This is a genomic window from Streptomyces sp. UC4497 (genome assembly GCF_054871485.1).
In genome coordinates this window covers 53,869-78,844 of sequence record NZ_JBTYHB010000041.1, presented here as the reverse complement: position 1 = coordinate 78,844, position 24,976 = coordinate 53,869, and the positions used below count along the sequence as shown (strand labels likewise).

Genomic DNA, 24,976 nt, shown 5'->3' with positions numbered 1-24,976 from the left:
TGAGGCGCGGGGTCCGGGGCAGAGCCCCGAGAGCGCAACCCCCGACGGGGCCAAGGACACGGGGCTCCGCCCCGGACCCCGCTGCTCAATCGCCGCAGGGGCTTGAAATGCCCCCGCTCGATCGGCCCCACGGGGGCGGCGGCCCCCGCTTAAGTGGCCGGGGCCGATCACCCGTTTTAGCGTGGCCGCATGATCGAGCTTTCGGGGCTGACCAAGCGCTACGGCGAGAAGACGGCCGTGGACGACCTCACCTTCTCCGTCCGGCCAGGAATCGTCACCGGATTCCTCGGCCCCAACGGCGCGGGCAAGTCCACCACGATGCGCATGATGCTCGGCCTCGACAACCCGACGGCGGGCGACGTCCGGATCGACGGCAAGCGCTACGCCCAGCTGAAGGACCCGCTGCGCTACATCGGCGCGCTGCTCGACGCCAAGGCGATGCACGGCGGCCGCAACGCCTACAACCACCTCCTCTGCCTGGCGCAGTCCAACGGCATCCCCAAGAGCCGCGTGCACGAGGTGCTCGACACGGTCGGCCTCACGGCCGTGGCCCGTAAGAAGGCGAAGGGCTTCTCGCTCGGCATGGGGCAGCGGCTCGGCATCGCCGGCGCGCTCCTCGGCGACCCGCAGATCCTGATGTTCGACGAGCCGGTCAACGGGCTCGACCCCGAGGGCATCCACTGGATCCGCAACCTGATGAAATCCCTCGCGTCCGCCGGCCGTACGGTCTTCGTCTCCTCCCACCTGATGAGCGAAATGGCCCTCACCGCCGACCATCTGGTGGTCATCGGGCAGGGGCGGCTCCTCGCCGACATGTCGATGCCGGACTTCATCCGGCAGAACTCGCGCTCGTACGTCCGGCTGCGCTCACCGCAGCACGAACGCCTGCTGGACGTGCTGCACCGGGCCGGCATCACGGTCGTGGAGTCCGGCGGCGCCCTCGAGGTGGACGGCCACCCCGCCGAGGAGCTCGGCGAGCTCGCGGCGCGCAACCAGCTCGTCCTGCACGAACTGAGCCCGCAGCAGGCCTCCCTGGAGGAGGCGTTCATGCAGCTGACGGCGGAGTCGGTGGAGTACCACGCGCACACGGACGCTCCGGAGCAGCAGAACCCGCAAGGCCCGGGCACCCCACCGAACCCGGGGGCCCCACAGAACCCGCAGCAGTCGGGCTGGGGTTCGAGCTGGAACCGAGAGAAGGGCGCCTGAGATGGCCGCGGCCCAGGTCCTCCGCTCCGAGTGGACCAAGATCAAATCGGTGAACTCGACGGCCTTCACGCTCGGCCTCGCGGTGCTCGTCTCCGTCGGCCTCGGCATGCTGATCAGCGCGCTCACCAGCAACGAGTTCGACAAGATGTCGACCGGGGACAAGCTGACCTTCGACCCGACCTTCATCTCCTTCTCCGGCCTCACCCTCGGCCAGCTCGCGATGGTGGTCTTCGGGGTCCTCGTGGTCGCGAGCGAGTACAGCACGGGCATGATCCGCACCTCGCTCGCGGCGGTCCCGCAGCGCGGCACGTTCCTCTTCTCCAAGATCCTCGTTGCCGCGCTGCTCGCGCTCGTCGTCGCGCTGGTCATCAGCTTCGCGTCGTTCTTCCTCGGCCAGCTGATGCTCGGCGACCACGGCACGGACCTGGGCGCGCCGAACGTGCTGCGCGCGGTGTTCGGCGCCGCCGTCTACATGACGCTGATGACGATGTTCTCCATGGGCGTCGCCGCGATGCTCCGCTCCCCCATGCTCTCGCTCGGCATCCTGATGCCGTTCTTCTTCCTGGTCTCGCCGATCCTCGGCAGCGTCTCGGCCACGAAGAAGGTCGCCCAGTACTTCCCCGACCAGGCGGGCCTGAAGGTCATGCAGGTGGTCGACCCGCCGAGCGACGACGCGCCGTACGGGCCGTGGGGCGGGCTCGTGATCCTGCTGGTGTGGGTGGCGGTGGCGCTGTTCATCGGATACGTCCTGCTGAAGAAGCGGGACGCGTAGGACGGACACCCTCTAGCCTGCGGCCCCATGGCGCTCATCGATCCCGGCCGCACGCTCGTCTCCCTCGGCTACGACACCGTTCCCGCCCTCACCCCCCTCAGCTACCCCGGCCGCCCGGTCACCGCCCCGGCCCTCCTGCGCGGCGACGAACTCCTCGACCTGGACGTGGAGCACGAGCTGCCCCGCTGGACCGCGGACCGCACCCCCGTCCTCGCCGTCGGCTCCAACGCGGCCCCCGCCCAGCTCGCGTACAAGCTGAAGAAGCTCGGTCTCCCGGTCGCCGTGCCGATGGTGCCGCTCCCCACGCGCGGCATCGGCATCGGCTGCTCCGCACACATCGGGCGCAACGGATATGTGGCCGCCGCCCCCTACCCGGATCCGCGGGCCGCGCGCACCCTCGTCGTGTCCTGGCTCGACGCGGCCCAGCTGAAGGCGGTCGACGCCACCGAGCTGCCGAACTACCGCAGGACCACCGTCCCGGGCGCCCCCGTCCCCGGTCTGCAGATGTACGTGGGTGAGCACGGCGTTCTCGTCGACCCGGGCACCGGTGCCCCGCGGGCCGGCGGCGGCGACCAGGCGGGCCTCCTGAGCGCGCTCATGGCGGCCTCTCCGGAGCTGACCGCGCTGCTCGGCCCCGCCCCGCGGGACTGGGTACGGCTCGCGGCCGCGTCCCCCGCCGTACGCGAAGAGGGCACCCGGCTCCTGCGTGCAGGGGGAACAATCCCCTCCGGCCCCGCCTGACGCTTTGCTCACTCTTGGCCGGAACCGTCAGCTCGCGTATACGCTCCTAACCCTTACGGGGGCGTCTGCCCCGACGTCCTGAAACTCTCAGAACCTTCCGATGGGTGCGGAGAATGATCGAGGCAGTCGGCCTGACGAAGCGCTACGGCGCGAAGACAGCCGTGTACAACCTTTCCTTCCAGGTGCGGCCGGGGACCGTGACCGGGTTCCTCGGGCCGAACGGCTCGGGCAAGTCGACGACGATGCGCATGATCCTCGGCCTCGACCAGCCGACCGCCGGCCATGTGACCATCGGCGGCTATCCGTACAACAAGCTCCCGAACGCGCCGCGCCAGGTCGGCGCGCTGCTCGACGCGAAGGCCGTGCACGGCGGCAGGACCGCCCGCAGCCATCTGCTGAGCCTCGCCCAGCTCTCCGGCATCCCGGCCCGCCGCGTCGACGAGGTGCTCGGCGTCGTCGGTCTCCAGGACGTCGCGAAGCGGCGCTCCAACGGGTTCTCGCTCGGCATGGGGCAGCGGCTCGGCATCGCCGCCGCGCTCCTCGGCGACCCGCAGGTGCTGCTCTTCGACGAGCCGGTCAACGGGCTCGACCCCGAGGGCATCCTCTGGGTCAGGAACCTGATGAAGCAGCTCGCCTCCGAGGGGCGCACGGTCTTCGTCTCCTCGCACCTGATGAGCGAGATGGCGCTCACGGCCGAGCACCTGATCGTGATCGGGCGTGGGCAGCTGCTCTCCGACATGAGCGTGCGGGACTTCATCGCGCACAACTCGGCCGGCTTCGCGCGGGTGCGCACCCCCGACAGCGAGCCGCAGCAGCGCGAGAAGCTGACGGCGGCGCTGACGGAGGCGGGCGGCCAGGTGCTGCCCGAGCAGGACGGCGGACTGCGCGTCACGGGCCTGCCACTGCCGCAGATCAGCGATCTGGCGCACAGCGCCGACGTACGGCTGTGGGAGCTGTCGCCGCACCAGGCCTCGCTGGAGGAGGCGTACATGCGGATGACGCAGGGCGCCGTCGACTACCGCTCGACCGCCGACCAGCGCGCGGGCCTGCACGAGCAGCTGCCGCCCGGCGCGGTGCCGCCCGCCCAGATGCCGGTGCCGGGACAGGGCCAGCCGGGCTGGTACGCCCCGCCGCCGCCCCAGGCCCCGGTCCAGGCCTCGGTCCAGGCCCCGCCCCACGCACCGGTCCAGCCGCCCGCCCAGCCGCCCCTCGCGGACCAGAATCCGTACGCGGCCCCGATGCCCCCGCCGGCCCCGCCCGTCGCGCCGGCTCCGCCCGCCGCACCGGCCCCGACCGCCCCGCCGATGGACAAGGACGCCCGATGAGCACGCCGCCCCCGCCCCTCGCCGCACCCGGCGCCTCGTACGCCTCGCCCATCCCGATCCGCAAGGCGCACCTCGGCGACGCGCTCGCCTCGGAGTGGACGAAGATCCGTTCCGTGCGCTCCACGATGTGGACGCTGGGCGTGATGATCGTGCTGATGGTCGGCCTCGGACTGGGCTCGGCCGCGGTGGTCGCCGCCGACGACGGCTCGTCGCCGAGCAGCGAACAGGTGCTCAGCCTCGGCTTCTTCGGCACGCTGCTCGGCACCATCTGCGTGATGACCCTGGGCGTCCTGACCATCGCCTCCGAGTACGGCACCGGCATGATCCGTACGACGATGACGGCCTGCTCCAGCCGGAGCCGGGTGCTCGCCGCCAAGGCGATCGTCTTCTTCCTGCTCGTCACGGTGCTGACCACCGTGTTCGCCGCACTCGTCGGCGCGCTCCAGGTGGGCATCGTGGGCGTGGACTCGCCGGAGGGCGGCACGTGGGCGAAGTCGACGCTCGGCGTCGGCCTGTTCGTCGCGCTGCTCGGTCTGCTCGGGCTCGCGGTCGGCACGCTCGTACGGCACTCGGCGGGCGCGATCACCATCATGGTCGGCGTCGTGCTGCTGCCGCTCGTCATGGCGATCTTCATGTTCGCGGAGTCGCTCAAGGACCTGCAGCAGGCGCTGCTCGAGTACTCAATCCCCAGCCAGCTCGCCGTGCTCTACGACAACTCGGTGACCGCGGGCTCGGGCCCGACCGGCTGGCAGCCGCTGTGGATCATGGCGGCGATCACCGCGGTGGCGCTCGGCGGCGCGTTCCTGTCGCTCAACAGCCGCGACGTATAGCCGTACAGCGGTTCCGGGGCCCGACGGCCTTCAGTACCGCGGCGCGTTCTTGGACCGCTGCACCTTCGTGGTGCGGCGGTCCTTCGCGTTCCAGCACGCCTTGTGCCAGTGCCGCCGGTCGTCCACTCCCCCGTACTCCGGCCAGGCCACCACATGGGCGACCGCGGAGGGGATCTGCTGGTCGCAGCCGGGGCAGCGGTACGTCTTTCCGGCCGCGCTCGCGCCCGCCACGTGGCGCACGCTCCACTGCTCGCCCTGCCAGCTCTCCGTGGACTGGAACCCGCCGTAGCGCCTCGCTTCGTCGCCGCCACTCATGGACTCGCTGCTGCGGGACGACCCGCCTGCTTTCGGGCGGTTGCGGCGCGGGGACACGTCTCACCTCTGAGTGTGTGAACGGGGCAGGAGGTCGCGAACAGCGTACGCCGAGACGGAGGGGGCACTCGAAGTCCATCGGCCCGGCCCGATGTCAAGATCTGCCGGAAAATCTGCCAATCTTCATGCGAGGCCGTGTCCTTGGCACTTGCCAACCGTTATTGCCTGTAGGGGGAATGCCCGCGTCGGTGCCGAGGAAGGCAGGAATGCGATGCGCGTAGGAACATTTGTACTGGCGGCCCAGTTTCCGGGTCAGGGGCAGGGAGAGGCACTGCATCGCGCGGTGCGATCCGCGGAGGTCGCCGAAGAGGCGGGCCTCGACTCCGTGTGGCTCGCCGAGCACCACTTCGTGCCGTACGGGACCTGTCCCTCGGCCGTGACGCTGGCCGCGCTGCTGCTCGGCCGCACAAACACACTGCGGGTCGGTACGGCGGTCAGCGTGCTGCCGACCGCGCACCCGGTCGCCCTCGGCGAGCAGGCGGCATTGCTGCACGTCACGTCGGGCGGCCGGTTCTCGCTCGGCGTCGGCAGGGGCGGGCCCTGGGTGGACCTGGAGGTCTTCGGGGCGGGCGTCGAGGCGTACGAGAAGGGGTTCCCGGAGTCCCTCGACCTGCTCCTCAAGTGGCTGCGGGACGAGCACGTCGGGGGCGCCGGCGAGCGCTTCGCCTTCCGCGAGGTCCCGGTCGTGCCGCGCCCGACCGAGGCGATCGGCGGGGCAGTCCAGGAAGGGCCGGAAGTGATCGTCGCCTGTACGTCACCGAACAGCGTGCGGCTCGCCGCCCAGCGCGGGCTGCCGATGCTGCTCGGCATGCACATCGGGGACGAGGAGAAGGCCGAGATGGTCGGCCTGTGGCGACGCCACGCCCGCGAGGCAGGACGCTCGGTCGACGAGATCTACGCGGCGGAGCACGTGTCGGCCGGTGTCGCCCAGATCGGTGACAGCGAGTCGGAGGCCTCGGAGACACTCCTGAAGGCGATGCCGGGCTGGCTGAAGCAGGGTCTTGACGCCCATGTGACGGTCGACGGCAGGGCGCGGGCGATGCGCGACCCGTACGCGTACACGGAGTTGCTGTGCTCCCTGCACCCGGTCGGTACCCCGCAGTTGTGCGCGGACCGACTCGCGGCGACATCGGAGCGGACGGGGATCACCCGGTTCGCGCTGCTCGTCGAGGGCTCCGGGGACCTCACGGCGACGGAGGAGAACGTGCGGCGGCTCGGAGCCGAGGTACTGCCCCAACTCGACTGACGCACTGGGAACTTGACCTCGGCACCCGCCGGCCCGTACAGATGCACCTCCCGCGCACGGGCCGGCGGGCAAAGGCTGTTACGCCCTCAGCCGTCAGCAGTCACGCAGTTCCGGTGACTGGTTGAGCAGCTGGTTGCGGGCCGAGGTGAAGCGGGCGAGCGTCTCGTCCACCGACGGGTCCTGCGGGAACACCGCGACCCGGTGGCAGTTCTGGAACGCGAGGCGGACACCGAAGTGCCGCTGCAGCGCCCCACGTATGGCGTCACTCGCGAGCGCGCGCAGAAGCTGTCCGCGTGCCTGCTCGTCCGGGGGCGGCGTCTGGTTGTCGGCGAACGCTCCGCCGTCGACCTTCAGCTGAGCCACCAGGGAGCTGATCATCTCCCATGCGTAAGGCAGGGAGGTCCGGACGCAGTCGACGAAGTCCTTTTCGTCGACCTCGCCTCGCTCGGCCTGATCCAACAGCGCCGGTGAGACGTCGAGCGACATGGGTTCTCCTCTCGCACCCCCGGGGAGCGGGGGCTTACGGACAGGGCAGAAGTCCTCGGCACGGGCACTCCGTGGAACACGCAGCGTGCACGCGCCGCGACCTCCTGTCTTCTACGGTAGGCAACGTGTCCGAACCGCAACAGGGCGTAGGGGTATTCGTTCGTACACAACCGGCCAATGCTGAACGCGGGCTTACTAGGGCGAAGTGCATAGAGCAGTGGGGGTCGAGTAGCGTTGCCGACCATGCGTCTCGTCATCGCCCGTTGCTCCGTGGATTACGCGGGCCGGCTCACCGCCCACCTCCCGTCGGCACCCCGCCTCATCCTCGTGAAGGCGGACGGCAGCGTCTCGATCCATGCGGACGACCGCGCCTACAAGCCCCTCAACTGGATGTCGCCGCCGTGCACCCTCAAGGAGGGCAGCGGAGACGACGAAGGCAAGTGGACCGTCGTCAACAAGGCGGGGGAAAAGCTCATCATCACGATGGAGGAGATCCTCCACGACTCCTCGCACGAGCTCGGCGTGGACCCCGGCCTCATCAAGGACGGCGTCGAGGCCCACCTCCAGGAGCTGCTCGCCGACCGTATCGACACGCTCGGCGAGGGCTACACGCTCATCCGCCGCGAGTACATGACGGCGATCGGCCCGGTCGACATCCTGTGCCGGGACGGCGAAGGGCAGACCGTGGCCGTCGAGATCAAGCGCCGTGGCGAGATCGACGGGGTCGAGCAACTCACGCGCTACCTGGAGCTGTTGAACCGGGATCCGCACCTTGCTCCGGTGCGGGGTGTGTTCGCGGCGCAGGAGATCAAGCCGCAGGCGCGGGTTCTTGCGACGGACCGGGGTATCGGTTGCGCCGTGCTGGACTATGACGCGATGCGGGGTATCGAGGACGACAAGCTTCGCCTCTTCTGAGGGTGTGGGGCCCCGGGGCTGACGCCTCGGGACCCCACACCTCAAGCGGCGTTGCTCGGAGAGTTGGGCGTCGTCGTGATCGGGCCGCTTGCCGTGTCCGAGGTGTCCGGCGTCGTCGGCGGGGTCGTCGTCGCCGGCGGCGGAGTCGTTGTCGCCGGTGGCGGGCTCGACGTCGGTGGCTTCGTCGGCGGTGTAGTGGGCGGCTTCGTCGGGGACTTGGTCGGCGATTTCGTCGGCGACTTCGTGGGCTGCTTGGTCGGCGACTTCGTCGGGTCGTCCGGCGTCTTGGAGCCGCTCGGCGAGCTGGAGGGCTTGTCGCTCGCCCCGCTCGACGGAGTCGGGTCGTCCGCCGTGCCGAGGACGCCGTCCTCGCCCGGGTCGGTCGGCGCCGCGCTCGTCCTGCCGTCGCCGCCCGCCTCGTCGGCGCCGAGGTCCCCGCCGTTCTCCCCCGCCGTCGCCGACGGTTTCGTGTCGACCTTGTCCGAGGGCGGGTCGTCGTTGCCCGACGTCGCGCCGAGCGTGACGACCGTGCCGAGCACCGCCGCGAGCAGCGCGCCGGCGCCCGCCGCCACCATGTTGCGCCGGGCCCCGCCCACCACAGATTTGCGCGAGGGCGCCTTGGCGCCGACGACGGTCGGGGCGGGCTGTGCCAGTGGTACGGGTACGGGCGCGGCGGCCTGACGGGTCACCAGGGTGTCGGGCTCGCTCGGCGCTTCGGACCGTGCGTACGCGGGGACTCCGCCGGGCGGCGAGGCCGACTCCTCGTACATCGCGTCGGGGACCTCTTCCCCCGCCGCCGTACTCCCACCGGGCAACGAGCCGCCCGAGAGGTCGGTGACCAGGGCGAGGGCCCGGCGCCCTGCGATCGTGCCGTGCTTGTCGGCGACGGCGCCTCGCAGCGCGATGGAGGCCTCCAGCTCGAAGCGGGCCCGGTCGAGCTGCCCGCCGAGGAGCGCGAGGATGCCCAACTCGTGGTGGAAGTACGCCTCCTCGGCCACCTGTCCCGTGGAGCGCGCCGCTTCGAGGCCGGCCCTGAGGGCGCGATCCCACGCGCTCCAGGCGAGTCCGGCGGCGAAGGCGGGCGCGGCCGCGCGGGCCAGCTCCACGGCCGCCTCGGGGGCCGTCGTCGCCGCGAGCGCGGCCAGCACCGCGTCGCACTCGGCGGCCGCCCGCTCGGGCCCGACCGACGGGTGCGCGGCCCACCAGGCGTAGTGCTGGGCGGCGGTGCGCCCGCGGCCGGCCGCGTCGGCGCCGTAGCCCGCGGCCTCCAGCTGTTGACGCACTCCGGCGGCGAGCCGGTAGCGGCCGCCGACCGGCGTGACGAGCGCGCAGGAGACGAGCTCGGCGAGGGCCGCGTCGGCGTGCGTGTCACCGACGAGCGCCGGCAGATGCGCCTGGTGCGGGATCTCGCCGCCGAGCGCGACCGCGAACTCCAGGGTGGCGCGCGCGGACGCGCCGAGCCGGGACGCGAGCAGCGCGGCGGGCGCCGCGGCCTCGGCGAGCGCGGGCAGCGGTACGTCGTGCCCGTCGGCGTCGAAGGGCGCGTCGATCGGTGCCGCGTCGGGGCCCTCGTAGTAGCCGAACGCGTCGAAGGCCTCGGGGTCGGCGCGGAGTTGGTCGCGCTGCCGGAGCAGGGCGCCGGCCTGTACGAACCGGAGCGGCAGGCCCTCGGACTCGAACCAGAGGTCGGCGGCCCACTGCGCCTCCTCGTCGGTGAGCACCCGGCCCACGGCCCGCTCCAGGAGCTCCTGTCCGCCGCCGCGGCCGAGCCCCGCCAGGAAGACCTCCTCGACGTGCGAGTCGGCGGACGGCGCCGGCACGTCGGGCGTCGCCGACAGCAGGAAGGCGCACTCGGGCGTCGCTTCGAGGAGTTCGTCGAGCGCGGCGCCGCCGAACTCCAGGTCGTCGAGGACGACGACGGCGCCGATCTCATGGACGAGTTCGAGCAGCAGCGCGCGGTCGGGCCGGTGCAGCGGCGCCTTGTGGACCGCGCCGAACAGGTCGTACAGCAGGTCCTCCACGGAGCGCAGATGGCCGCAGAGCCGGACGACGCCGTCGGGCGCGATGTCGGCGCAGTCCTCGGCGACCTGGTCGAGCAGCGCCGTACGCCCGGAGCCCGCGGGCCCCGTGAGCCGTACGGAGCGGCCGCGGGCCAGGAGCCGCACCAGGCGCTCCCGCTCCTCCTGCCGCTCCAGGAGCGGCAGTTGCGGCTGTGCGGGTCCTGGCGGCAGCGGTGGCCGGGCGGCACGGGCGAGCGCCGCACGCTCCGTGGTGTCGTACTTGGTGGGCCGGCCCGGGCGCTCGCCGGGCGGGCAGGATTCGATCTCGCTGCCGTCAACGGGATTGACGGTCAGCAGGTGGTCGCCCGAGACGAGTCGCACGGTGCGGGCGAGCGCGGGTGACGCCTGGCCGTAGTCGGGCGTCAGAGGGTCGCGGGGCGGCCGCTGCCGTCCCCCGCCGCCGTCCGATCCGTCGTGCCGTTCCTGGCTGGAATCTTCCGGTCCCCGGTCCATCGGGTCCATCGTCAAAGCCCCCCAAAAGCGTGGTGTGCCGCTTGCCCCTCCCGGCCTGTGCACACCGCACTGTCGCTTGGCTCAGTATCTACGAAACCGGGAGGTCCCGCGCCGCCCGAGAGGTCACAGTCTCGTGAGGGTTGTCGGCGATTCCGTCCGGAATGACTGGTTCACCCCTTCGGGGGTCATACCTTCCGGTTCAACCCTGCAACTCCCGGCCACACGCGTGGCCTTCCGCCTCAGACGCGTGGCTCGGACGCGTGGCTCAGACTCGCGGCAGGGACTCGACGCCGATGCCACCCTCGATGGCCAGGATCCGGTGCAGTCTGGTGGCGACGAGCAGGCGCTGCATCTGGGGCGGCACGCGGCGCAGCACGAGGCGGCGGCCGCAACGGCCCGCGCGGCGGTGGGCGCCCATGATGACGCCGAGCCCTGTCGCGTCCCAGGAGTCGAGTTCGGACAGGTCCAGCACCAGGTCGCCGATTCCGTCGTCGACGGCGGTGTGCAGGACCGAACGGGCGTCCGCCGCGCTGCGGACGTCGAGGCGGCCCCCGACGACCAGCTCGACGTGGTCGCCCCTGATGTACATATGCGCTCCCCGTGGGAAATACAGAAGTGCTCGGCGTGGTCGGAGTACGCGACTGCTCCTGAGCCGGTACTCAGCTGTTCATGTGATCCGGTTGATCCGGTGATCCGGGTGATCTGGGTATGTCACTGCAACTGACGGGCCGCAGGGGCCGAAAGTTGCCGTCTGTAAGCGAACCGATACCGAATTCACCCCGAGGGGTGACATGGCATCAGCTGTGCGATCAAGCGTGCTTGTAGAAGCCCTGCCCGCTCTTGCGGCCGATGTCACCGGCGTCCACCATCCGGCGCATCAGCTCCGGCGGCGCGAACTTCTCGTCCTGCGACTCGGTGTAGATGTTCTCGGTCGCGTGCAGCAGGATGTCGACGCCCGTCAGGTCGGCGGTGGCGAGCGGCCCCATCGCGTGACCGAAGCCCAGCTTGCAGGCCACGTCGATGTCCTCGGCCGTGGCGACCCCCGACTCGTACAGCTTCGCGGCCTCGACGACGAGGGCGGAGATGAGTCGGGTCGTCACGAACCCGGCGACGTCCCGGTTCACCACGATGCAGGTCTTGCCGACGGACTCGGCGAACTCCCGCGCGGTGGCGAGCGTTTCGTCGCTCGTCTTGTAGCCGCGCACGAGTTCGCAGAGCTGCATCATCGGCACGGGCGAGAAGAAGTGCGCGCCGACGACGCGCTCCGGGTGTGCGGTGGCCGCCGCGATCTTGGTGATCGGGATGGCCGAGGTGTTCGAGGCGAGCACCGTGTCGTCCCGCACGATCTTGTCGAGCGCGCGGAAGATCTCGTGCTTCACTTCGAGCTTCTCGAAGACGGCCTCGACGACGACATCCGCGTCGGCGGCCGCGTCCAGGTCGGTGGTCGCGGTGATGCGGCCGAGCGCGGCTTCCGCTTCGGCCGCGTCGAGCTTCCCCTTGCCCACGAACTTCTCGTACGAGGCCTTGATGCCGTCGGTGCCGCGCGTGAGCGCTTCGTCGGTGACGTCGCGCAGTACGACGTCCCAGCCCGCCTGGGCGGAGACCTGCGCGATGCCCGACCCCATGAGGCCGGCTCCGATGACGGCGAGCTTCCTTGCCACGTACGTCCCCTAACCGCGTGTCCCGCGCGACCGCTAACCACTGTTTACGTTGCTCTCCGGCGGACACTAGCGCCCGTGAGCGGCCGTGTGACCGCTAAGAGATGCGCGTCACGTCTCGAATGACGGACATCACACCGAGCCGGATCAGTGATCGATCATCCGTGCCCATCAGGCGTCACGGACGGCGTAGTTGAGCACCTTGTCGCTCAGAAGTTCCTCCATCTCGTCGAGCACGTCGAGCATCTCGCGGGAGACCTCGGCGGGGCTGCCGCCCGCGACCATCCGGCGCCCGATGCCGGCCATCACCGTCTGGTGGACCCAGCCGATCTGACCCGCGATCAGGTCCGGCAGCGGATCGTCCGCCGCAGCGCCGGTCTCCGCGCGCAGCGTCTCCACGAGGTTGTCGTGGACCTCCTGCTGGATGGCCCACAGTCGGGAGCGCAGGGCGGGCGCGGCGTGCACCACGCGCATGAACTCGCTGTACCCGTCCATGAGTCCGACGCGCGGCGAGACCGACTCGATCTCCTCGCGCAGCTCGCGCAGCACGGCGGCGGCCGCGGACTCCCCCGCGCCCCGGCCGCGCACCCAGCGGGACATCCGGTCGACGACGCCCTTGGAGCGGTCGAGGAACAGGTCCTCCTTGGCGGGGAAGTAGTTGTAGACGGTGTTCACGGAGACGTTCGCCGCGTCCGCGATCTCCGCGACGGTCACCTCGTCGAAGCCGCGCGCCAGGAACAGGCCGGTCGCCACGTCCGAGATGTACTGCCGGGTCTGCCGCTTCTTCCGCTCCCTGAGCCCTTCTGCCATGCGCCGATTCTACGGGTTTGCTGGGCTCGCTGAAATTTTGGGGACGTTGCAAAATTTCAGCGACTCTGTTTTTCTGGCTCGCATGCCAGTCATCAGCGCGTCCGGGCTCGCCCGGACCTTCACCACCAAGAACGGCCCCGTCGAGGCGGTCCGCGGCATCGACCTGCGCGTCGAGCCCGGCGAGATCCTCGGCTTCCTCGGCCCGAACGGCGCGGGCAAGACCACGACCCTGCGGATGCTCACGACCCTGCTCGCGCCCACCGGCGGCGCGGCCACCGTCGCGGGTCACGACCTGGCGAGCGACCCGGCCGGCGTGCGTCGCGCCGTCGGCTACGTCGCCCAGTCCGGCGGCGTCGACCCGACCATCTCCGTACGCGAGGAGCTGGTCACGCAGGGCCGCCTGTACCGCCTGCCGAAGCCCCGGGCGGCCGCGCGCGCCGAGGAGCTGGCCGCGGACCTCGGCCTCACGGACCTCCTGGAGCGCAAGGCCGGCGCGCTCTCCGGCGGGCAGCGGCGCCGCCTCGACATCGCGATGGGGCTCGTGCACCACCCCGAGGTGCTCTTCCTCGACGAGCCGACGACCGGGCTCGACCCCGGCAGCCGCGCCGACCTGTGGGACCTGGTGCGCCGGCTGCGCGCGGAGCACGGCACGACCGTCTTCCTGACCACGCACTACCTCGACGAGGCGGACGCGCTCGCGGACCGGATCGTCGTGGTGGACAAGGGAGTCGTGGCCGCAGAGGGCACGCCGAGCGCGCTCAAGCTGGCGCACGGCGGGTCGATCGACGCGACGCTCCAGGACACGTTCCTGGCCATCACCGGGCGGGGCCCCGCGCCGGTGGACACGGATCCGGTGGCGGTGTGAGCACGATGAAGACCTTGCTGTCCGACACCGCGATCATCTTCGGGCGCTACGCCCGCCAGACCCTCTCCTCGCGCTTCCAGATGCTCTTCGGCATCCTCATGCCGCTGCTGTACCTGCTGTTCTTCGGGCCGCTGCTCACCAGCCTCCCGCTGAGCTCCAGCGGCAGCTCCTGGCAGGTCCTGGTCCCGGGCCTGCTGCTCCAACTCGGGTTGTTCGGGGCCGCGTTCTGCGGTTTCGGCATCATCCTGGAGAAGAACCACGGGGTGGTGGAGCGGATGCAGGTGACACCCGTGAGCCGGCTCGCGCTGCTGCTCGGCCGCGTCCTGCGCGACACCGCGCTGTTCCTCTTCCAGGCGGTGCTGCTCGTGCTCACCGCGCTCGCGATGGGCCTGCGGGCGCCGCTCGCGGGCGTCCTGATCGGCTTCGCCTTCGTGGGGCTCCTGACGGTGTCGCTCGCCTCCCTGTCGTACGCGCTCGCCTTCAAGGCCCGTACGCCGCAGGAGTTCGGGCCCGTCATCAACGCGGTCACGATGCCGTCGATGCTGCTCTCGGGCCTGATGCTGCCGATGGCGCTCGCGCCGGGCTGGCTGGACGCGCTCTCGCACGTCATGCCGCTGCGCTATCTCGTGGACGCGATGCGGGACGCGTTCGTCGGCCACTACGCGACGGCGAACATGCTGTACGGGGTGCTGGTCGCGCTCGCCTTCGCGGCGCTCGCCGTGACGGTCGGCACACGCGGCTTCCGCCGGGCCGCCGCATAAGTACCGTGGTCGCATGGTCAATCTGACGCGCATCTACACCCGTACCGGAGACAAGGGCAGCACGGCCCTCGGCGACATGAGCCGCACCGCCAAGACCGATCTGCGGATCTCGGCGTACGCGGACGCCAACGAGGCCAATGCCGTCATCGGCACGGCGATCGCCCTCGGCGGCCTCGACGAGGGGGTGGTGAAGGTGCTCGTGCGGGTGCAGAACGACCTGTTCGACGTCGGCGCCGACCTGTCGACACCGGTCGTCGAGAACCCCGAGTTCCCGCCGCTGCGTGTCGAGCAGTTCTACATCGACAAGCTGGAGGCGGACTGCGACCACTACAACGAGCAGTTGGAGAAGCTGCGGTCCTTCATCCTGCCGGGCGGCACCGCCGGCGCGGCGCTGCTGCACCAGGCCTGCACGGTCGTGCGCCGGGCGGAGCGGTCGACGTGGGCGGCGATGGAGGTCCACGGCGAGACGATGAACCCACTCACGGCGACGTACCTGAACCGCCTCTCCGACCTCCTGTTCATCCTGGCCAGGATCGCGAACAAGGAGGTCGGGGACGTGCTGTGGGTGCCCGGCGGCGAGCGCTAGCCCTTGTTCGCCGTCATCGCCGGGGCCTTCTTCGGGAACACCGTGTAGCTCAGCGCGATGATCACGTTGAGCGCGATCAGGAACAGCATCTTCTCCTGCCACGCGGCCAGGGAGTCGGTCGACCCGTCCCCGTCGACGTACCAGATCGCGCCCTGGAGCAGACCGATCGCGATCAGCGCGGCCACGATCCAGCGGGCGGCCAGCTTCCACTCGTGGATCGCGCGCGGCACCCCGTACTTGGGAGTCGACGGCGGCGGGCCGCCCGCGAAGCGGTGGGCGACGCGGACGTCGACCCACTTGATCGTGTAGTGGCCGAGCGCGACGGAGTAGCCGATGTAGACGGCGGCGAGCCCGTGCTTCCAGTCGGGTTCGGCGCCGTTCTTGAGGTCGATGGCCGTGACGACGAACAGCACGACCTCCAGGAGCGGCTCGCAGAGCAGCACGGCGACGCTCGCGCGCGGCATTTTGGCCCAGTAGCGCAGCGCGAGGCCTGCGGCCAGCAGCACCCAGAAACCGACCTCGCAGGCGATGATCAGCGTGACGATCACGGCGGACTCCTCTCGTTCCCCGCTTCCAGGCTCCCTGCCGTACGGCGCGTGATCGTCGTCGTACATGACGAAGTGCGACTGCATCCTTCGATGTAGTGCCGCCGTGGCCCCGCTCGTCCCACGGCGCCATGCCCGCCCCGCTCCGGCCGTGTTGGATGGGGTCATGCAGTTCGCCCTCGACCGTCCGCACCGCGACGACGTCCGGATCGCCGTCGTCGGGCTGCTCGGCGGGCTCGCCCTGTGGGGCCTCGGCCTCGGGATGAACCAGGGGCGCTTCTTCGACGGGGCGTGGCTGCTCGTGCCGCTCGTCGTCATGGCGGCGCTCGAGCTGCTGCGCCGGACCCGGCCGCGGTTCGCCGTGATCGTCGGCACGGTCGCCGTGATCGCCGACCAGTTCACGCAGGGCAGCCTGGCGACGGTCCTGATGTTCACGGACCTGATGTACGCGGGCGCTCTGTACGGGACACCGGCCGCCGCGCGCCGCCTCCCGGTGGTCACGGGGCTGCTCACGGTCGCCGTCACGCTCGGCTTCGTGGCCTGGTGGCGGCAGCCGGAGGCGGTGCTGATCGGGGTCGCGACGGGGCTCGTGTCGTTCGGTCCCGCGGCCACCGGCATGCTGGTGCGCGGTCACCGGGAGGCCGCGCAGGCGGAGCGGCTGCGGGCCGAGCAGACCGCGCTGCTCGCCGAGATGGACCGGGCGCAGGCGGTGACGGCGGAGCGCGCCCGGATGGCCCGCGAGCTGCACGACATGGTGGCGAACCACCTGTCGGCGATCGCGATCCACTCCACGGCCGCGCTGTCCCTCGACGATCCGGACACCACGCGTGGGGCGCTGAAGACGATCCGCGAGAACAGCGTGGACGGCCTCGCCGAGATGCGCCGCCTCATCGGCATCCTGCGGGACGCGGGCGAGGACACCGAACCGGTCGCGGCGCCCACCCTCGATGCCCTCGGCGCCCTCGTCGAGCAGGCCCGTACGAACGGCCTGGACGCCCACCTGGCCGTGTCCGGCGCCGTCACCGGCCTGCCCGCGCCGGTCGAGCTCGCCGCCTACCGTATCGTCCAGGAGTCCCTCACGAACGCGCTGAAGCACGCGGGCCAGGGGCGGGTCACGGTGGCCGTGGACCGCTCGGCCGAACGCATCGAGGTGCGGGTGGACAGCCCGTACGGGGACGACCGGGACGGGCCGCGCGCGCCGGGCTCCGGGGCCGGGCTCGTGGGGATGCGGGAGCGTGCAGCGCTGCTTGGCGGCGTGTTCGAGGCAGGGCCACAGGATGGCGGGGTGTGGCGGGTGTGCGCCGCCCTGCCGCTGCACACCGAAGGAGAAGACCTCACGTGACCTCCGTGATCCGCGTACTCGTCGCCGAGGACCAGTCCGCCGTACGGGCCGGGCTCGTGCTCATCCTGAACAGCGCGCCCGACATCGAGGTCGTCGGCGAGGCCGAGGACGGCGAGCGGGCGGTGGCGCTCGCCCGCGAACTCCGGCCGGACGTGGTCCTGATGGACGTACAAATGCCGCGGCTCGACGGCGTTTCGGCCACGCGCGAGGTCGTCGCCGAAGGCCTCGCGGACGTGCTCGTGCTGACCACCTTCGACCTCGACGCGTACGTGTTCGGGGCGCTGCGGGCGGGCGCGTCCGGGTTTCTGCTGAAGAACACGGACGCGAAGGACCTGATCGAGGGCGTACGGACGGTGGCGCGCGGCGAGGGGATGATCGCCCCGGCCGTGACGCGGCGCCTGATCGCCGAGTTCGCGGCGAGCCCCGGAAAGCCCGAACCGGTGGCCGCTCCCCCGCAGTTGGAGACCCTGACCCGGCGCGAGCGGGAGGTGCTCGGCTGCCTCGGTGAGGGGCTGTCGAACGCGGAGATCGCGGGGCGCCTCGACATGGCGGAGGCGACGGTGAAGACCCACGTCAGCCGCCTGCTCGGCAAGCTGGAGCTGCGCAGCCGGGTCCAAGCGGCGGTACTGGCGCAGGAGTTGGGCCTTTAGCCCCTCTGCGAGCTGCGGTGCGAAGGTTGGCCGAAAGCCGTGATTGGTTTAGACCTTGACCGCTGGTCCAGACCTTTCTATTCTCGCCGCACTGCGGTGAGCACACCCCCCACTCCGGTGCTCATGGGCGTCGCAGGGTTCCACCCCCCGTCACGAACCCAGGACCTCCCTAGGAGCACCGATGAGTTCAACCGACGTACCGAGACACAGACTTCGACACAGAGCGACCGCCGCATTCGCGACCCTCGTCCTCCCCGCCGCCGCCCTCGTCGGTCTCGCCACCCCCTCGCACGCCGCGGCCGAGGCCACCGCCGTCACCGCCACGTACGCCAAGACCCAGGACTGGGGCAGCGGCTTCGAGGGCAAGTGGACGATCAAGAACTCCGGGACCACGAGCGTGAGTTCGTGGAACGTCGAGTGGGACTTCCCGTCCGGTACGAAGGTGACCTCGGCCTGGGACGCGACGGTCACCAACTCCGCCGACCACTGGACCGCCAAGAACCTCTCCTGGAACGGGACGCTCGCCCCCGGCGCCTCGGTCTCCTTCGGCTTCAACGGCAGCGGCTCCGGCGCCCCCACGGGCTGCAAGCTCAACGGCGCCTCGTGCGACGGCGGCGACGTCCCCGGTGACGCCGCGCCCTCCAAGCCCGGCACCCCGACCGCCTCCGGCATCACCGACACCTCGGTCAAGCTGAACTGGTCCGCCGCCACCGACGACAAGGGCGTCAAGAACTACGACGTGCTGCGCGACGGCGCCAAGGTCGGGACGGTGACCGGCACTTCGTACACCGACACGGGGCTGAAGGCCGGCACCGACTACTCGTACACGGTGCAGGCCCGCGACACCGCCGACCAGACGGGTCCGGTGTCCGGCTCCGTCAAGGTCCACACCACTGGCGGCGGGACGGACCCCGGCCCGGGCCCGGGTGACAAGGTGAAGCTCGGCTACTTCACCGACTGGGGCGTCTACGGCCGCCAGTACTACCCGAAGAACCTGGAGACCTCCGGCTCCGCCGCCAAGGTCACGCACATCAACTACGCCTTCGGCAACGTCCAGGGCGGCAAGTGCACCATGGGCGACGCCTACGCCGACACGGACATGGCGTACACGGCCGCCAACTCCGTGTCCGGGCAGGCCGACACCTGGGACCAGCCGCTGCGGGGCGCCTTCAACCAGCTCCGTCAGCTGAAGGCCAAGCACCCGAACCTCAAGATCCTCTGGTCGTTCGGCGGCTGGACCTGGTCCGGTGGCTTCACCGAGGCCGCGAAGAACCCGGCCGCGTTCGCCGACTCCTGCTACAAGCTGGTCGAGGACCCGCGCTGGGCCGATGTCTTCGACGGCATCGACATCGACTGGGAGTACACGAACGCGTGCGGTCTGACGTGTGACACGTCCGGCCCCGCCGCGCTGAAGGGCCTCACCTCGGCCCTGCGCACCAAGTTCGGCGCGAGCAACCTGGTCACCGCCGCCATCACGGCCGACGGCTCCGCGGGCGGCAAGATCGAGAAGGCCGATTACGCGGGCGCCGCCCAGTCCCTCGACTGGTACAACGTCATGACGTACGACTTCTTCGGCGCGTGGGAGGCGAAGGGTCCGACGGCCCCGCACTCCCCGCTCACCTCATACTCCGGTATCCCGCAGCAGGGCTTCACGTCGGCGGACGCGATCGCCAAGCTCAAGGCGCAAGGCGTCCCGGCTTCGAAGCTCCTGCTCGGCATCGGCTTCTACGGCCGCGGCTGGACCGGTGTGACGCAGAAGGAGCCCGGGGGCACGGCCACGGGGCCGGCGGCCGGCACGTACGAGCAGGGCATCGAGGACTACAAGGTCCTCAAGACGAAGTGTCCGTCGAACGGCACGGTGGCTGGTACGGCGTACGCACACTGCGGCTCGGACTGGTGGTCCTACGACACGCCGGCCACCATCAACTCCAAGATGGCGTGGGCCAAATCCCAAGGCCTCGGCGGCTCCTTCTTCTGGGAGTTCTCGGGCGACACGTCCAACGGTGAACTGGTCTCCGCGATCGACTCCGGCCTGAAGTAACCCCCACCCAATCCGAAGCCGGCCCCACGGGAACGCCCCCCGTGGGCCCGGCTTCTCCATGCACCTCCCCCACCCCACCCCTCCCCGAAAGCCCTCAATCGCCGGGCGGGCTCCAAACAGAGCCCGCCCGGCGATTGAGGGCAATCTTTAGAGCCCCGCCTTCGGAACGAGAGGCAGGCCCGGCCGGCAGGGCTTTCGGGAAGGGGTGGGGTGGGGAAGAGTTACGCGACGTTGACGCGTTGGCCGGGAGGGGCTGCTTCGAGCCAGGCCAGGAAACCCGTCAGGGCGTCTTCGCTCATGGCGAGTTCGAGGCGCGTACCGCGATGCGTACACGCGAGGACGATCGCGTCGGAGAGGAGGGCGAGCTCCTCCTCGCCCTCCGGGGCCCGACGACCGGTGACCTCGATCGCCGCCCGCTCCAGAATCCGCTTCGGACGCGGCGCATACGAGAAGACGCGGAACCACTCGATCCGGTCACCGTTGTAGCGGGCGATCCCATACCCCCACCCCTTGCCAGAGGTGTCGTCCGCACCGGGCGCCGGCGCATCCCACCGCAACGAGCAGTCGAACGTCCCACCCGACCGCTGAATGAGCCGCCTCCGCACACCGAAGGCGACAAGCCCCACCACCACGAGTACGACGACCGCGACTACGCACAGCACGAGAACGAGGACCATCTGAACCGACCTCCTCGTCTCTCAAGGACTTCTCGACCGATCAGGCGCCGAACGCCTGATAACGGAACTGCAAAAACAGCACTACCGATAGATCGCCTCAGCCGCGACCCGGTCCGGAGATTATCTCCGGCCTGGACCGCGGCTGAGGTACATCATGTGGCTCGCTGGATTCAGCGCGCCGCCACCGTACGGAGTCGAACGTCGGCACGACGCTCGGCCGACGCATCCGCGTCCGACTTCGCGCGCTCCAACGCCCGCTCCGCCCGCTGGGCATCGATCTCGTCCGAAAGCTCGGCGATCTCGGCCAGCAGGGACAGCTTGTTGTCGGCGAACGAGATGAAACCGCCGTGGACAGCCGCCACGACCGTTCCCCCGTCCGTCGTACGGATCGTCACGGGCCCCGACTCCAGCACACCGAGCAGCGGCTGGTGACCGGGCATGACGCCGATGTCGCCGGACGTGGTACGCGCGACGACCAGGGTGGCCTCGCCGGACCAGACACTACGGTCCGCGGCGACGAGCTCGACGTGCAGCTCAGCAGCCAAGGTGGGCTCCTCGGGTCACCACCCGGCGGCACTCGCTGCCGGGTGTCGGTTCAAAGTCTAGTGGGCGTTGCGGGAGGACCGGGACGCACCCCGGTCCTCCCATGAGCTACGGGGCTCAGGAGACGCCGAGCTCCTTGGCGTTGGCCTTGAGGTCCTCAATGCCACCGCACAGGAAGAACGCCTGCTCCGGGAAGTGGTCGTAGTCGCCGTCGATGATCGCGTTGAAGGCCACGATCGTCTCGTCCAGCGGCACGTCCGACCCGTCGACGCCGGTGAACTGCTTGGCGACGTGGGTGTTCTGCGACAGGAAGCGCTCCACGCGACGGGCGCGGTGGACAGTGAGCTTGTCCTCCTCGCCGAGCTCGTCGATACCGAGGATCGCGATGATGTCCTGAAGGTCCTTGTACTTCTGGAGGACCGTCTTGACACGCATGGCCGTGTTGTAGTGGTCCGCCGCGATGTAGCGGGGGTCCAGGATGCGGGACGTGGAGTCCAGCGGGTCCACGGCCGGGTAGATGCCCTTCTCGGAGATCGGACGGGAAAGCACCGTCGTCGCGTCGAGGTGGGCGAAGGTCGTCGCCGGGGCCGGGTCGGTCAGGTCGTCCGCGGGCACGTAAATGGCCTGCATGGACGTGATCGAGTGACCACGGGTCGACGTGATGCGCTCCTGGAGGAGACCCATCTCGTCGGCCAGGTTCGGCTGGTAACCCACGGCCGAGGGCATGCGACCCAGCAGGGTCGAGACCTCGGAACCGGCCTGCGTGAAGCGGAAGATGTTGTCGATGAAGAACAGCACGTCCTGCTTCTGGACGTCGCGGAAGTACTCCGCCATCGTCAGACCCGCGAGGGCCACGCGCAGACGGGTGCCCGGCGGCTCGTCCATCTGACCGAAGACCAGCGCGGTCTTGTCGATGACGCCGGACTCGGCCATCTCCTCGATGAGGTCGTTGCCCTCACGGGTGCGCTCGCCGACACCGGCGAACACGGAGACACCGTCGTGGTTGTTGGCGACGCGGTAGATCATCTCCTGGATGAGCACCGTCTTGCCGACGCCGGCACCACCGAACAGGCCGATCTTTCCACCCTTGACGTACGGGGTGAGAAGGTCGACGACCTTGATGCCGGTCTCGAACATCTCGGTCTTCGACTCGAGCTCGTCGAAGTTCGGCGCCTTGCGGTGGATGCCCCAGCGCTCGCCGGTGTACTTCTCGTCGGAGTTCAGCACGTCACCGAGGGTGTTGAACACCTTGCCCTTGGTGAAGTCGCCGACGGGCACCGTGATGGAGGCGCCGCTGTCCACGACCGGGGCCTGGCGGACCAGGCCGTCGGTCGGCTGCATGGAGATCGCGCGGACCAGGCCGTCACCGAGGTGCTGGGCGACCTCGAGCGTCAGGGTCTTCTTCGCACCTTCGAGCGCCGGGTCGGCGACCTCGACGTGCAGAGCGGTGTAGATGTCCGGCATCGCGTCGACGGGGAACTCCACGTCGACGACCGGGCCGATCACCCGGGCGACGCGGCCCGTGGCAACGGCCGTATCAACAGTGGTCGTCATTACTTGTCACTCCCCGCGGTCGCGTCGGCCAGGGCACTCGCGCCACCGACGATCTCGCTGATTTCCTGGGTGATTTCGGCCTGGCGGGCCGCGTTGGCAAGACGGGAGAGGTTGTTGATCAGCTCTCCCGCGTTGTCGGTCGCCGACTTCATCGCGCGGCGCGTGGCGGCGTGCTTGGAAGCAGCCGACTGGAGCATCGCGTTGTAGATCCGGCTCTCGACGTAGCGCGGCAGCAGGGCGTCGAGGACGTCCTCCGCCGACGGCTCGAAGTCGTACAGCGGAAGGATCTCGTCGCCCTTACCGGACGCCTTCGACTCCTCCGCCACCTCTTCGAGGCTGAGCGGCAGCAGCCGACCGTCGACGGCCGTCTGCGTCATCATCGAGATGAACTCGGTGTAGACGATGTGGAGTTCGTCCACGCCGCCCTCGGCCGTCTCCTTCTCGATGGCCTCGATCAGCGGGGCCGCGACCTTCTTGGCGTCCGCGTACGTGGGCTCATCGGTGAAGCCCGCCCACGACTCCACGACCTTGCGCTCGCGGAAGTTGTAGTGGGCCAGACCACGGCGGCCGACGATGTACGTGTCGACCTCCTTGCCCTCGCCGACGAGCTTCTCCGTGAGCTGCTCGGCGGCCTTGATGGCGTTCGCGTTGAAGGCGCCGGCCAGACCGCGGTCGCTGGTGAGCAGCAGAACCGCGGAGCGGGTCGCCGTCTCCGACTCCGTCGTCAGCGGGTGCTTGGTGTTCGACCCGGTCCCCACCGCCGTGACCGCGCGCGTGAGCTCGGTCGCGTACGGCGTGGAGGCCGCCACCTTGCGCTGTGCCTTGACGACACGCGAGGCGGCGATCATCTCCATCGCCTTGGTGATCTTCTTGGTCGCGGTGACGGATCGGATGCGACGCTTGTAGACCCGGAGCTGGGCTCCCATGAGTCAGGTCCCTTCCTTACGTCACTTGGCGGCGGCCGGAGCGTCCTCGCCGAGAAGCTTCCCGTCCGAGGTCTCGAACTGCTTCTTGAAGTCGGCGACGGCCTCGTCGATGGCCTGGATCGTGTCGTTCGACATCTTGCCGCCCTCCTTGATGGAGGTCATGAGGCCCTGCTCCTTGCGGTGCAGGTGCTCCAGGAGCTCCTTCTCGAAGCGGCGGATGTCGGCGACCGGCACCTCGTCCATCTTGCCGTTGGTACCGGCCCAGACGGAGACGACCTGGTCCTCGGTGGCCATCGGCTCGTACTGCGCCTGCTTCAGCAGCTCGACGAGACGCTGACCGCGCTCCAGCTGCGCCTTCGACGCGGCGTCCAGGTCGGAACCGAAGGCGGCGAACGCCTCCAGCTCGCGGTACTGGGCCAGGTCCAGACGGAGTCGGCCGGAGACCTGCTTCATGGCCTTGTGCTGGGCGGAACCACCCACACGCGAGACCGAGATACCGACGTTCAGGGCCGGACGCTGGCCGGCGTTGAACAGGTCGGACTCCAGGAAGCACTGGCCGTCGGTGATGGAGATGACGTTGGTCGGAATGAACGCCGAGACGTCATTCGCCTTGGTCTCCACGATCGGCAGACCCGTCATCGAACCGGCGCCCATCTCGTCCGAGAGCTTCGCGCAGCGCTCGAGCAGACGGGAGTGCAGGTAGAAGACGTCACCCGGGTAGGCCTCGCGCCCCGGCGGGCGGCGGAGCAGCAGGGACACGGCGCGGTAGGCGTCGGCCTGCTTCGAGAGGTCGTCGAAGATGATGAGGACGTGCTTGCCGTCGTACATCCACTGCTGGCCGATGGCCGAACCGGTGTACGGCGCCAGGTACTTGAAGCCGGCCGGGTCGGACGCCGGGGCGGCGACGATGGTCGTGTACTCCAGCGCGCCGGCCTCTTCGAGCGCACCACGCACGGAGGCGATGGTGGAGCCCTTCTGACCGATGGCGACGTACACGCAGCGGACCTGCTTGTTCGGGTCGCCGGTGCGCCAGTTGTCGCGCTGGTTGATGATCGTGTCGACGGCCAGGGCGGTCTTGCCGGTCTGGCGGTCACCAATGATCAGCTGGCGCTGACCACGGCCGACGGGGGTCATCGCGTCGACGGCCTTGTAGCCGGTCTCCATCGGCTCGTGGACCGACTTACGGGCCATGACGCCCGGGGCCTGCAGCTCGAGGGCGCGTCGACCGCTGGTCTCGATGTCGCCGAGGCCGTCGATCGGGTTGCCGAGCGGGTCGACGACGCGACCCAGGTAGCCCTCGCCGACACCGACGGACAGGACCTCACCGGTGCGCGTGACCGGCTGTCCCTCCTCGACGCCGCTGAACTCGCCCAGGACGATGGCGCCGATCTCGCGCTCTTCCAGGTTGAGCGCGAGGCCGAGGGTGCCGTCCTCGAACTTCAGCAGTTCGTTGGCCATGGCCGAGGGAAGGCCCTCGACCTTCGCGATGCCGTCGCCGGCAAGGGTGACCGTACCGACCTCCTCGCGCGAGGCCGCGTCCGGCTTGTACGCCTGGACAAAGTTCTCCAGCGCGTCCCGGATCTCCTCCGGCCGGATCGTGAGCTCCGCCATC

Annotated in this window: 25 protein-coding genes; 13 read left to right on the top strand and 12 right to left on the bottom strand. The window is 70.1% G+C overall.

The window, feature by feature from the left end; translation table 11 throughout:
* Positions 1-189: 189 nt before the first annotated feature.
* The 5 genes from ACYSUO_RS36210 to ACYSUO_RS36190 all read left to right on the top strand — a co-directional run bounded on the left by ACYSUO_RS36210 (position 190) and on the right by ACYSUO_RS36190 (position 4,874).
* Positions 190-1,206: an ABC transporter ATP-binding protein gene (locus ACYSUO_RS36210; RefSeq protein WP_461780446.1), complete on the top strand. Its 1,017-nt coding sequence runs from the start codon at positions 190-192 to the stop codon at positions 1,204-1,206.
* Between the two features lies 1 nt (position 1,207).
* A complete protein-coding gene (locus tag ACYSUO_RS36205; RefSeq protein WP_461780445.1) occupies positions 1,208-1,978 on the top strand; it encodes an ABC transporter permease subunit in 771 nt (256 codons plus the stop codon).
* 27 nt (positions 1,979-2,005) lie between these two features.
* Positions 2,006-2,719: a hypothetical protein gene (locus ACYSUO_RS36200; RefSeq protein ID WP_461780444.1), complete on the top strand. Its 714-nt coding sequence runs from the start codon at positions 2,006-2,008 to the stop codon at positions 2,717-2,719.
* Between the two features lie 113 nt (positions 2,720-2,832).
* Complete coding sequence (locus tag ACYSUO_RS36195; RefSeq protein ID WP_461780443.1) at positions 2,833-4,044, top strand: ABC transporter ATP-binding protein; 1,212 nt, start codon at positions 2,833-2,835, stop codon at positions 4,042-4,044.
* Positions 4,041-4,874, top strand: coding sequence for an ABC transporter permease (locus ACYSUO_RS36190; RefSeq protein WP_461780442.1), 834 nt, complete (start codon positions 4,041-4,043; stop codon positions 4,872-4,874). The genes ACYSUO_RS36195 and ACYSUO_RS36190 overlap by 4 nt, the downstream gene beginning before the upstream one ends.
* A 30-nt stretch (positions 4,875-4,904) precedes the next feature.
* Here the strand turns inward: ACYSUO_RS36190 and ACYSUO_RS36185 are convergent, their stop codons facing one another.
* On the bottom strand, positions 4,905-5,246 hold the full coding sequence (locus tag ACYSUO_RS36185; protein WP_461780441.1) for an ATP/GTP-binding protein: 342 nt from the start codon (positions 5,244-5,246) through the stop codon (positions 4,905-4,907).
* A gap of 211 nt (positions 5,247-5,457) precedes the next feature.
* Between ACYSUO_RS36185 and ACYSUO_RS36180 the strand changes: the two genes are divergently transcribed.
* On the top strand, positions 5,458-6,492 hold the full coding sequence (locus tag ACYSUO_RS36180) for an LLM class flavin-dependent oxidoreductase (protein WP_461780440.1): 1,035 nt from the start codon (positions 5,458-5,460) through the stop codon (positions 6,490-6,492).
* A gap of 93 nt (positions 6,493-6,585) precedes the next feature.
* On the opposite strand, the gene ACYSUO_RS36175 is transcribed toward ACYSUO_RS36180, so the two are convergent.
* A complete protein-coding gene (locus tag ACYSUO_RS36175; protein ID WP_266714153.1) occupies positions 6,586-6,978 on the bottom strand; it encodes an SCO5389 family protein in 393 nt (130 codons plus the stop codon).
* A gap of 243 nt (positions 6,979-7,221) precedes the next feature.
* Between ACYSUO_RS36175 and nucS the strand changes: the two genes are divergently transcribed.
* Complete coding sequence (gene nucS, locus ACYSUO_RS36170) at positions 7,222-7,893, top strand: endonuclease NucS (protein WP_461780439.1); 672 nt, start codon at positions 7,222-7,224, stop codon at positions 7,891-7,893.
* Positions 7,894-7,934: 41 nt separating this feature from the next.
* Here the strand turns inward: nucS and ACYSUO_RS36165 are convergent, their stop codons facing one another.
* The 4 genes from ACYSUO_RS36165 to ACYSUO_RS36150 all read right to left on the bottom strand — a co-directional run bounded on the left by ACYSUO_RS36165 (position 7,935) and on the right by ACYSUO_RS36150 (position 12,874).
* Positions 7,935-10,415 carry an ATP-binding protein gene (locus ACYSUO_RS36165; protein WP_461780438.1) on the bottom strand — a complete coding sequence of 827 codons (2,481 nt, stop codon included), beginning with the start codon at positions 10,413-10,415 and terminating at the stop codon, positions 7,935-7,937.
* A 256-nt stretch (positions 10,416-10,671) separates the two neighbouring features.
* A complete protein-coding gene (locus tag ACYSUO_RS36160; RefSeq protein ID WP_266714147.1) occupies positions 10,672-10,995 on the bottom strand; it encodes an STAS domain-containing protein in 324 nt (107 codons plus the stop codon).
* 220 nt (positions 10,996-11,215) lie between these two features.
* Positions 11,216-12,067 carry a 3-hydroxyacyl-CoA dehydrogenase family protein gene (locus ACYSUO_RS36155; protein WP_461780437.1) on the bottom strand — a complete coding sequence of 284 codons (852 nt, stop codon included), beginning with the start codon at positions 12,065-12,067 and terminating at the stop codon, positions 11,216-11,218.
* A 168-nt stretch (positions 12,068-12,235) separates the two neighbouring features.
* Positions 12,236-12,874, bottom strand: coding sequence for a TetR/AcrR family transcriptional regulator (locus tag ACYSUO_RS36150; RefSeq protein ID WP_461780436.1), 639 nt, complete (start codon positions 12,872-12,874; stop codon positions 12,236-12,238).
* Positions 12,875-12,956: 82 nt separating this feature from the next.
* Between ACYSUO_RS36150 and ACYSUO_RS36145 the strand changes: the two genes are divergently transcribed.
* Genes ACYSUO_RS36145 through ACYSUO_RS36135 form a run of 3 tightly spaced genes read left to right on the top strand, consistent with a single transcriptional unit; the run spans position 12,957 to position 15,086 of the window.
* Complete coding sequence (locus ACYSUO_RS36145; protein ID WP_461780435.1) at positions 12,957-13,739, top strand: ABC transporter ATP-binding protein; 783 nt, start codon at positions 12,957-12,959, stop codon at positions 13,737-13,739.
* A 5-nt stretch (positions 13,740-13,744) separates the two neighbouring features.
* Positions 13,745-14,500: an ABC transporter permease gene (locus ACYSUO_RS36140; RefSeq protein ID WP_461780449.1), complete on the top strand. Its 756-nt coding sequence runs from the start codon at positions 13,745-13,747 to the stop codon at positions 14,498-14,500.
* A gap of 13 nt (positions 14,501-14,513) precedes the next feature.
* On the top strand, positions 14,514-15,086 hold the full coding sequence (locus tag ACYSUO_RS36135; protein ID WP_461780434.1) for a cob(I)yrinic acid a,c-diamide adenosyltransferase: 573 nt from the start codon (positions 14,514-14,516) through the stop codon (positions 15,084-15,086).
* Here the strand turns inward: ACYSUO_RS36135 and ACYSUO_RS36130 are convergent.
* Entirely contained in the window at positions 15,083-15,634 is a 552-nt protein-coding gene (locus tag ACYSUO_RS36130; protein WP_461780433.1) for a hypothetical protein, read from the bottom strand. The two genes, ACYSUO_RS36135 and ACYSUO_RS36130, sit on opposite strands and share 4 nt — an antisense overlap.
* A gap of 163 nt (positions 15,635-15,797) precedes the next feature.
* Between ACYSUO_RS36130 and ACYSUO_RS36125 the strand changes: the two genes are divergently transcribed.
* From ACYSUO_RS36125 to ACYSUO_RS36115, 3 genes are all read left to right on the top strand, one after another.
* Positions 15,798-16,973, top strand: coding sequence for a sensor histidine kinase (locus tag ACYSUO_RS36125; RefSeq protein WP_461780432.1), 1,176 nt, complete (start codon positions 15,798-15,800; stop codon positions 16,971-16,973).
* Positions 16,970-17,623 (top strand): response regulator, encoded by a 654-nt coding sequence (locus tag ACYSUO_RS36120; protein ID WP_461780431.1) that lies wholly within the window; start codon positions 16,970-16,972, stop codon positions 17,621-17,623. Before ACYSUO_RS36125 ends, ACYSUO_RS36120 begins: the two co-directional genes overlap by 4 nt.
* A 181-nt stretch (positions 17,624-17,804) precedes the next feature.
* Positions 17,805-19,664, top strand: a complete 1,860-nt coding sequence (locus ACYSUO_RS36115) for a glycosyl hydrolase family 18 protein (RefSeq protein ID WP_461780430.1) — start codon at positions 17,805-17,807, stop codon at positions 19,662-19,664.
* A gap of 221 nt (positions 19,665-19,885) precedes the next feature.
* Here ACYSUO_RS36115 and ACYSUO_RS36110 read toward each other — a convergent pair whose 3' ends face one another.
* The 5 genes from ACYSUO_RS36110 to atpA all read right to left on the bottom strand — a co-directional run bounded on the left by ACYSUO_RS36110 (position 19,886) and on the right by atpA (position 24,975).
* On the bottom strand, positions 19,886-20,341 hold the full coding sequence (locus ACYSUO_RS36110) for a DUF2550 domain-containing protein (protein ID WP_461780429.1): 456 nt from the start codon (positions 20,339-20,341) through the stop codon (positions 19,886-19,888).
* Between the two features lie 170 nt (positions 20,342-20,511).
* Positions 20,512-20,886 carry a F0F1 ATP synthase subunit epsilon gene (locus ACYSUO_RS36105; protein WP_426900961.1) on the bottom strand — a complete coding sequence of 125 codons (375 nt, stop codon included), beginning with the start codon at positions 20,884-20,886 and terminating at the stop codon, positions 20,512-20,514.
* A gap of 115 nt (positions 20,887-21,001) precedes the next feature.
* Positions 21,002-22,438 carry a F0F1 ATP synthase subunit beta gene (gene atpD / locus ACYSUO_RS36100; RefSeq protein WP_461780428.1) on the bottom strand — a complete coding sequence of 479 codons (1,437 nt, stop codon included), beginning with the start codon at positions 22,436-22,438 and terminating at the stop codon, positions 21,002-21,004.
* Positions 22,438-23,364 carry a F0F1 ATP synthase subunit gamma gene (locus tag ACYSUO_RS36095; RefSeq protein WP_426900965.1) on the bottom strand — a complete coding sequence of 309 codons (927 nt, stop codon included), beginning with the start codon at positions 23,362-23,364 and terminating at the stop codon, positions 22,438-22,440. Before ACYSUO_RS36095 ends, atpD begins: the two co-directional genes overlap by 1 nt.
* A gap of 21 nt (positions 23,365-23,385) precedes the next feature.
* Positions 23,386-24,975 carry a F0F1 ATP synthase subunit alpha gene (atpA, locus tag ACYSUO_RS36090; RefSeq protein WP_461780427.1) on the bottom strand — a complete coding sequence of 530 codons (1,590 nt, stop codon included), beginning with the start codon at positions 24,973-24,975 and terminating at the stop codon, positions 23,386-23,388.
* Between the last annotated feature and the right edge of the window lies 1 nt (position 24,976).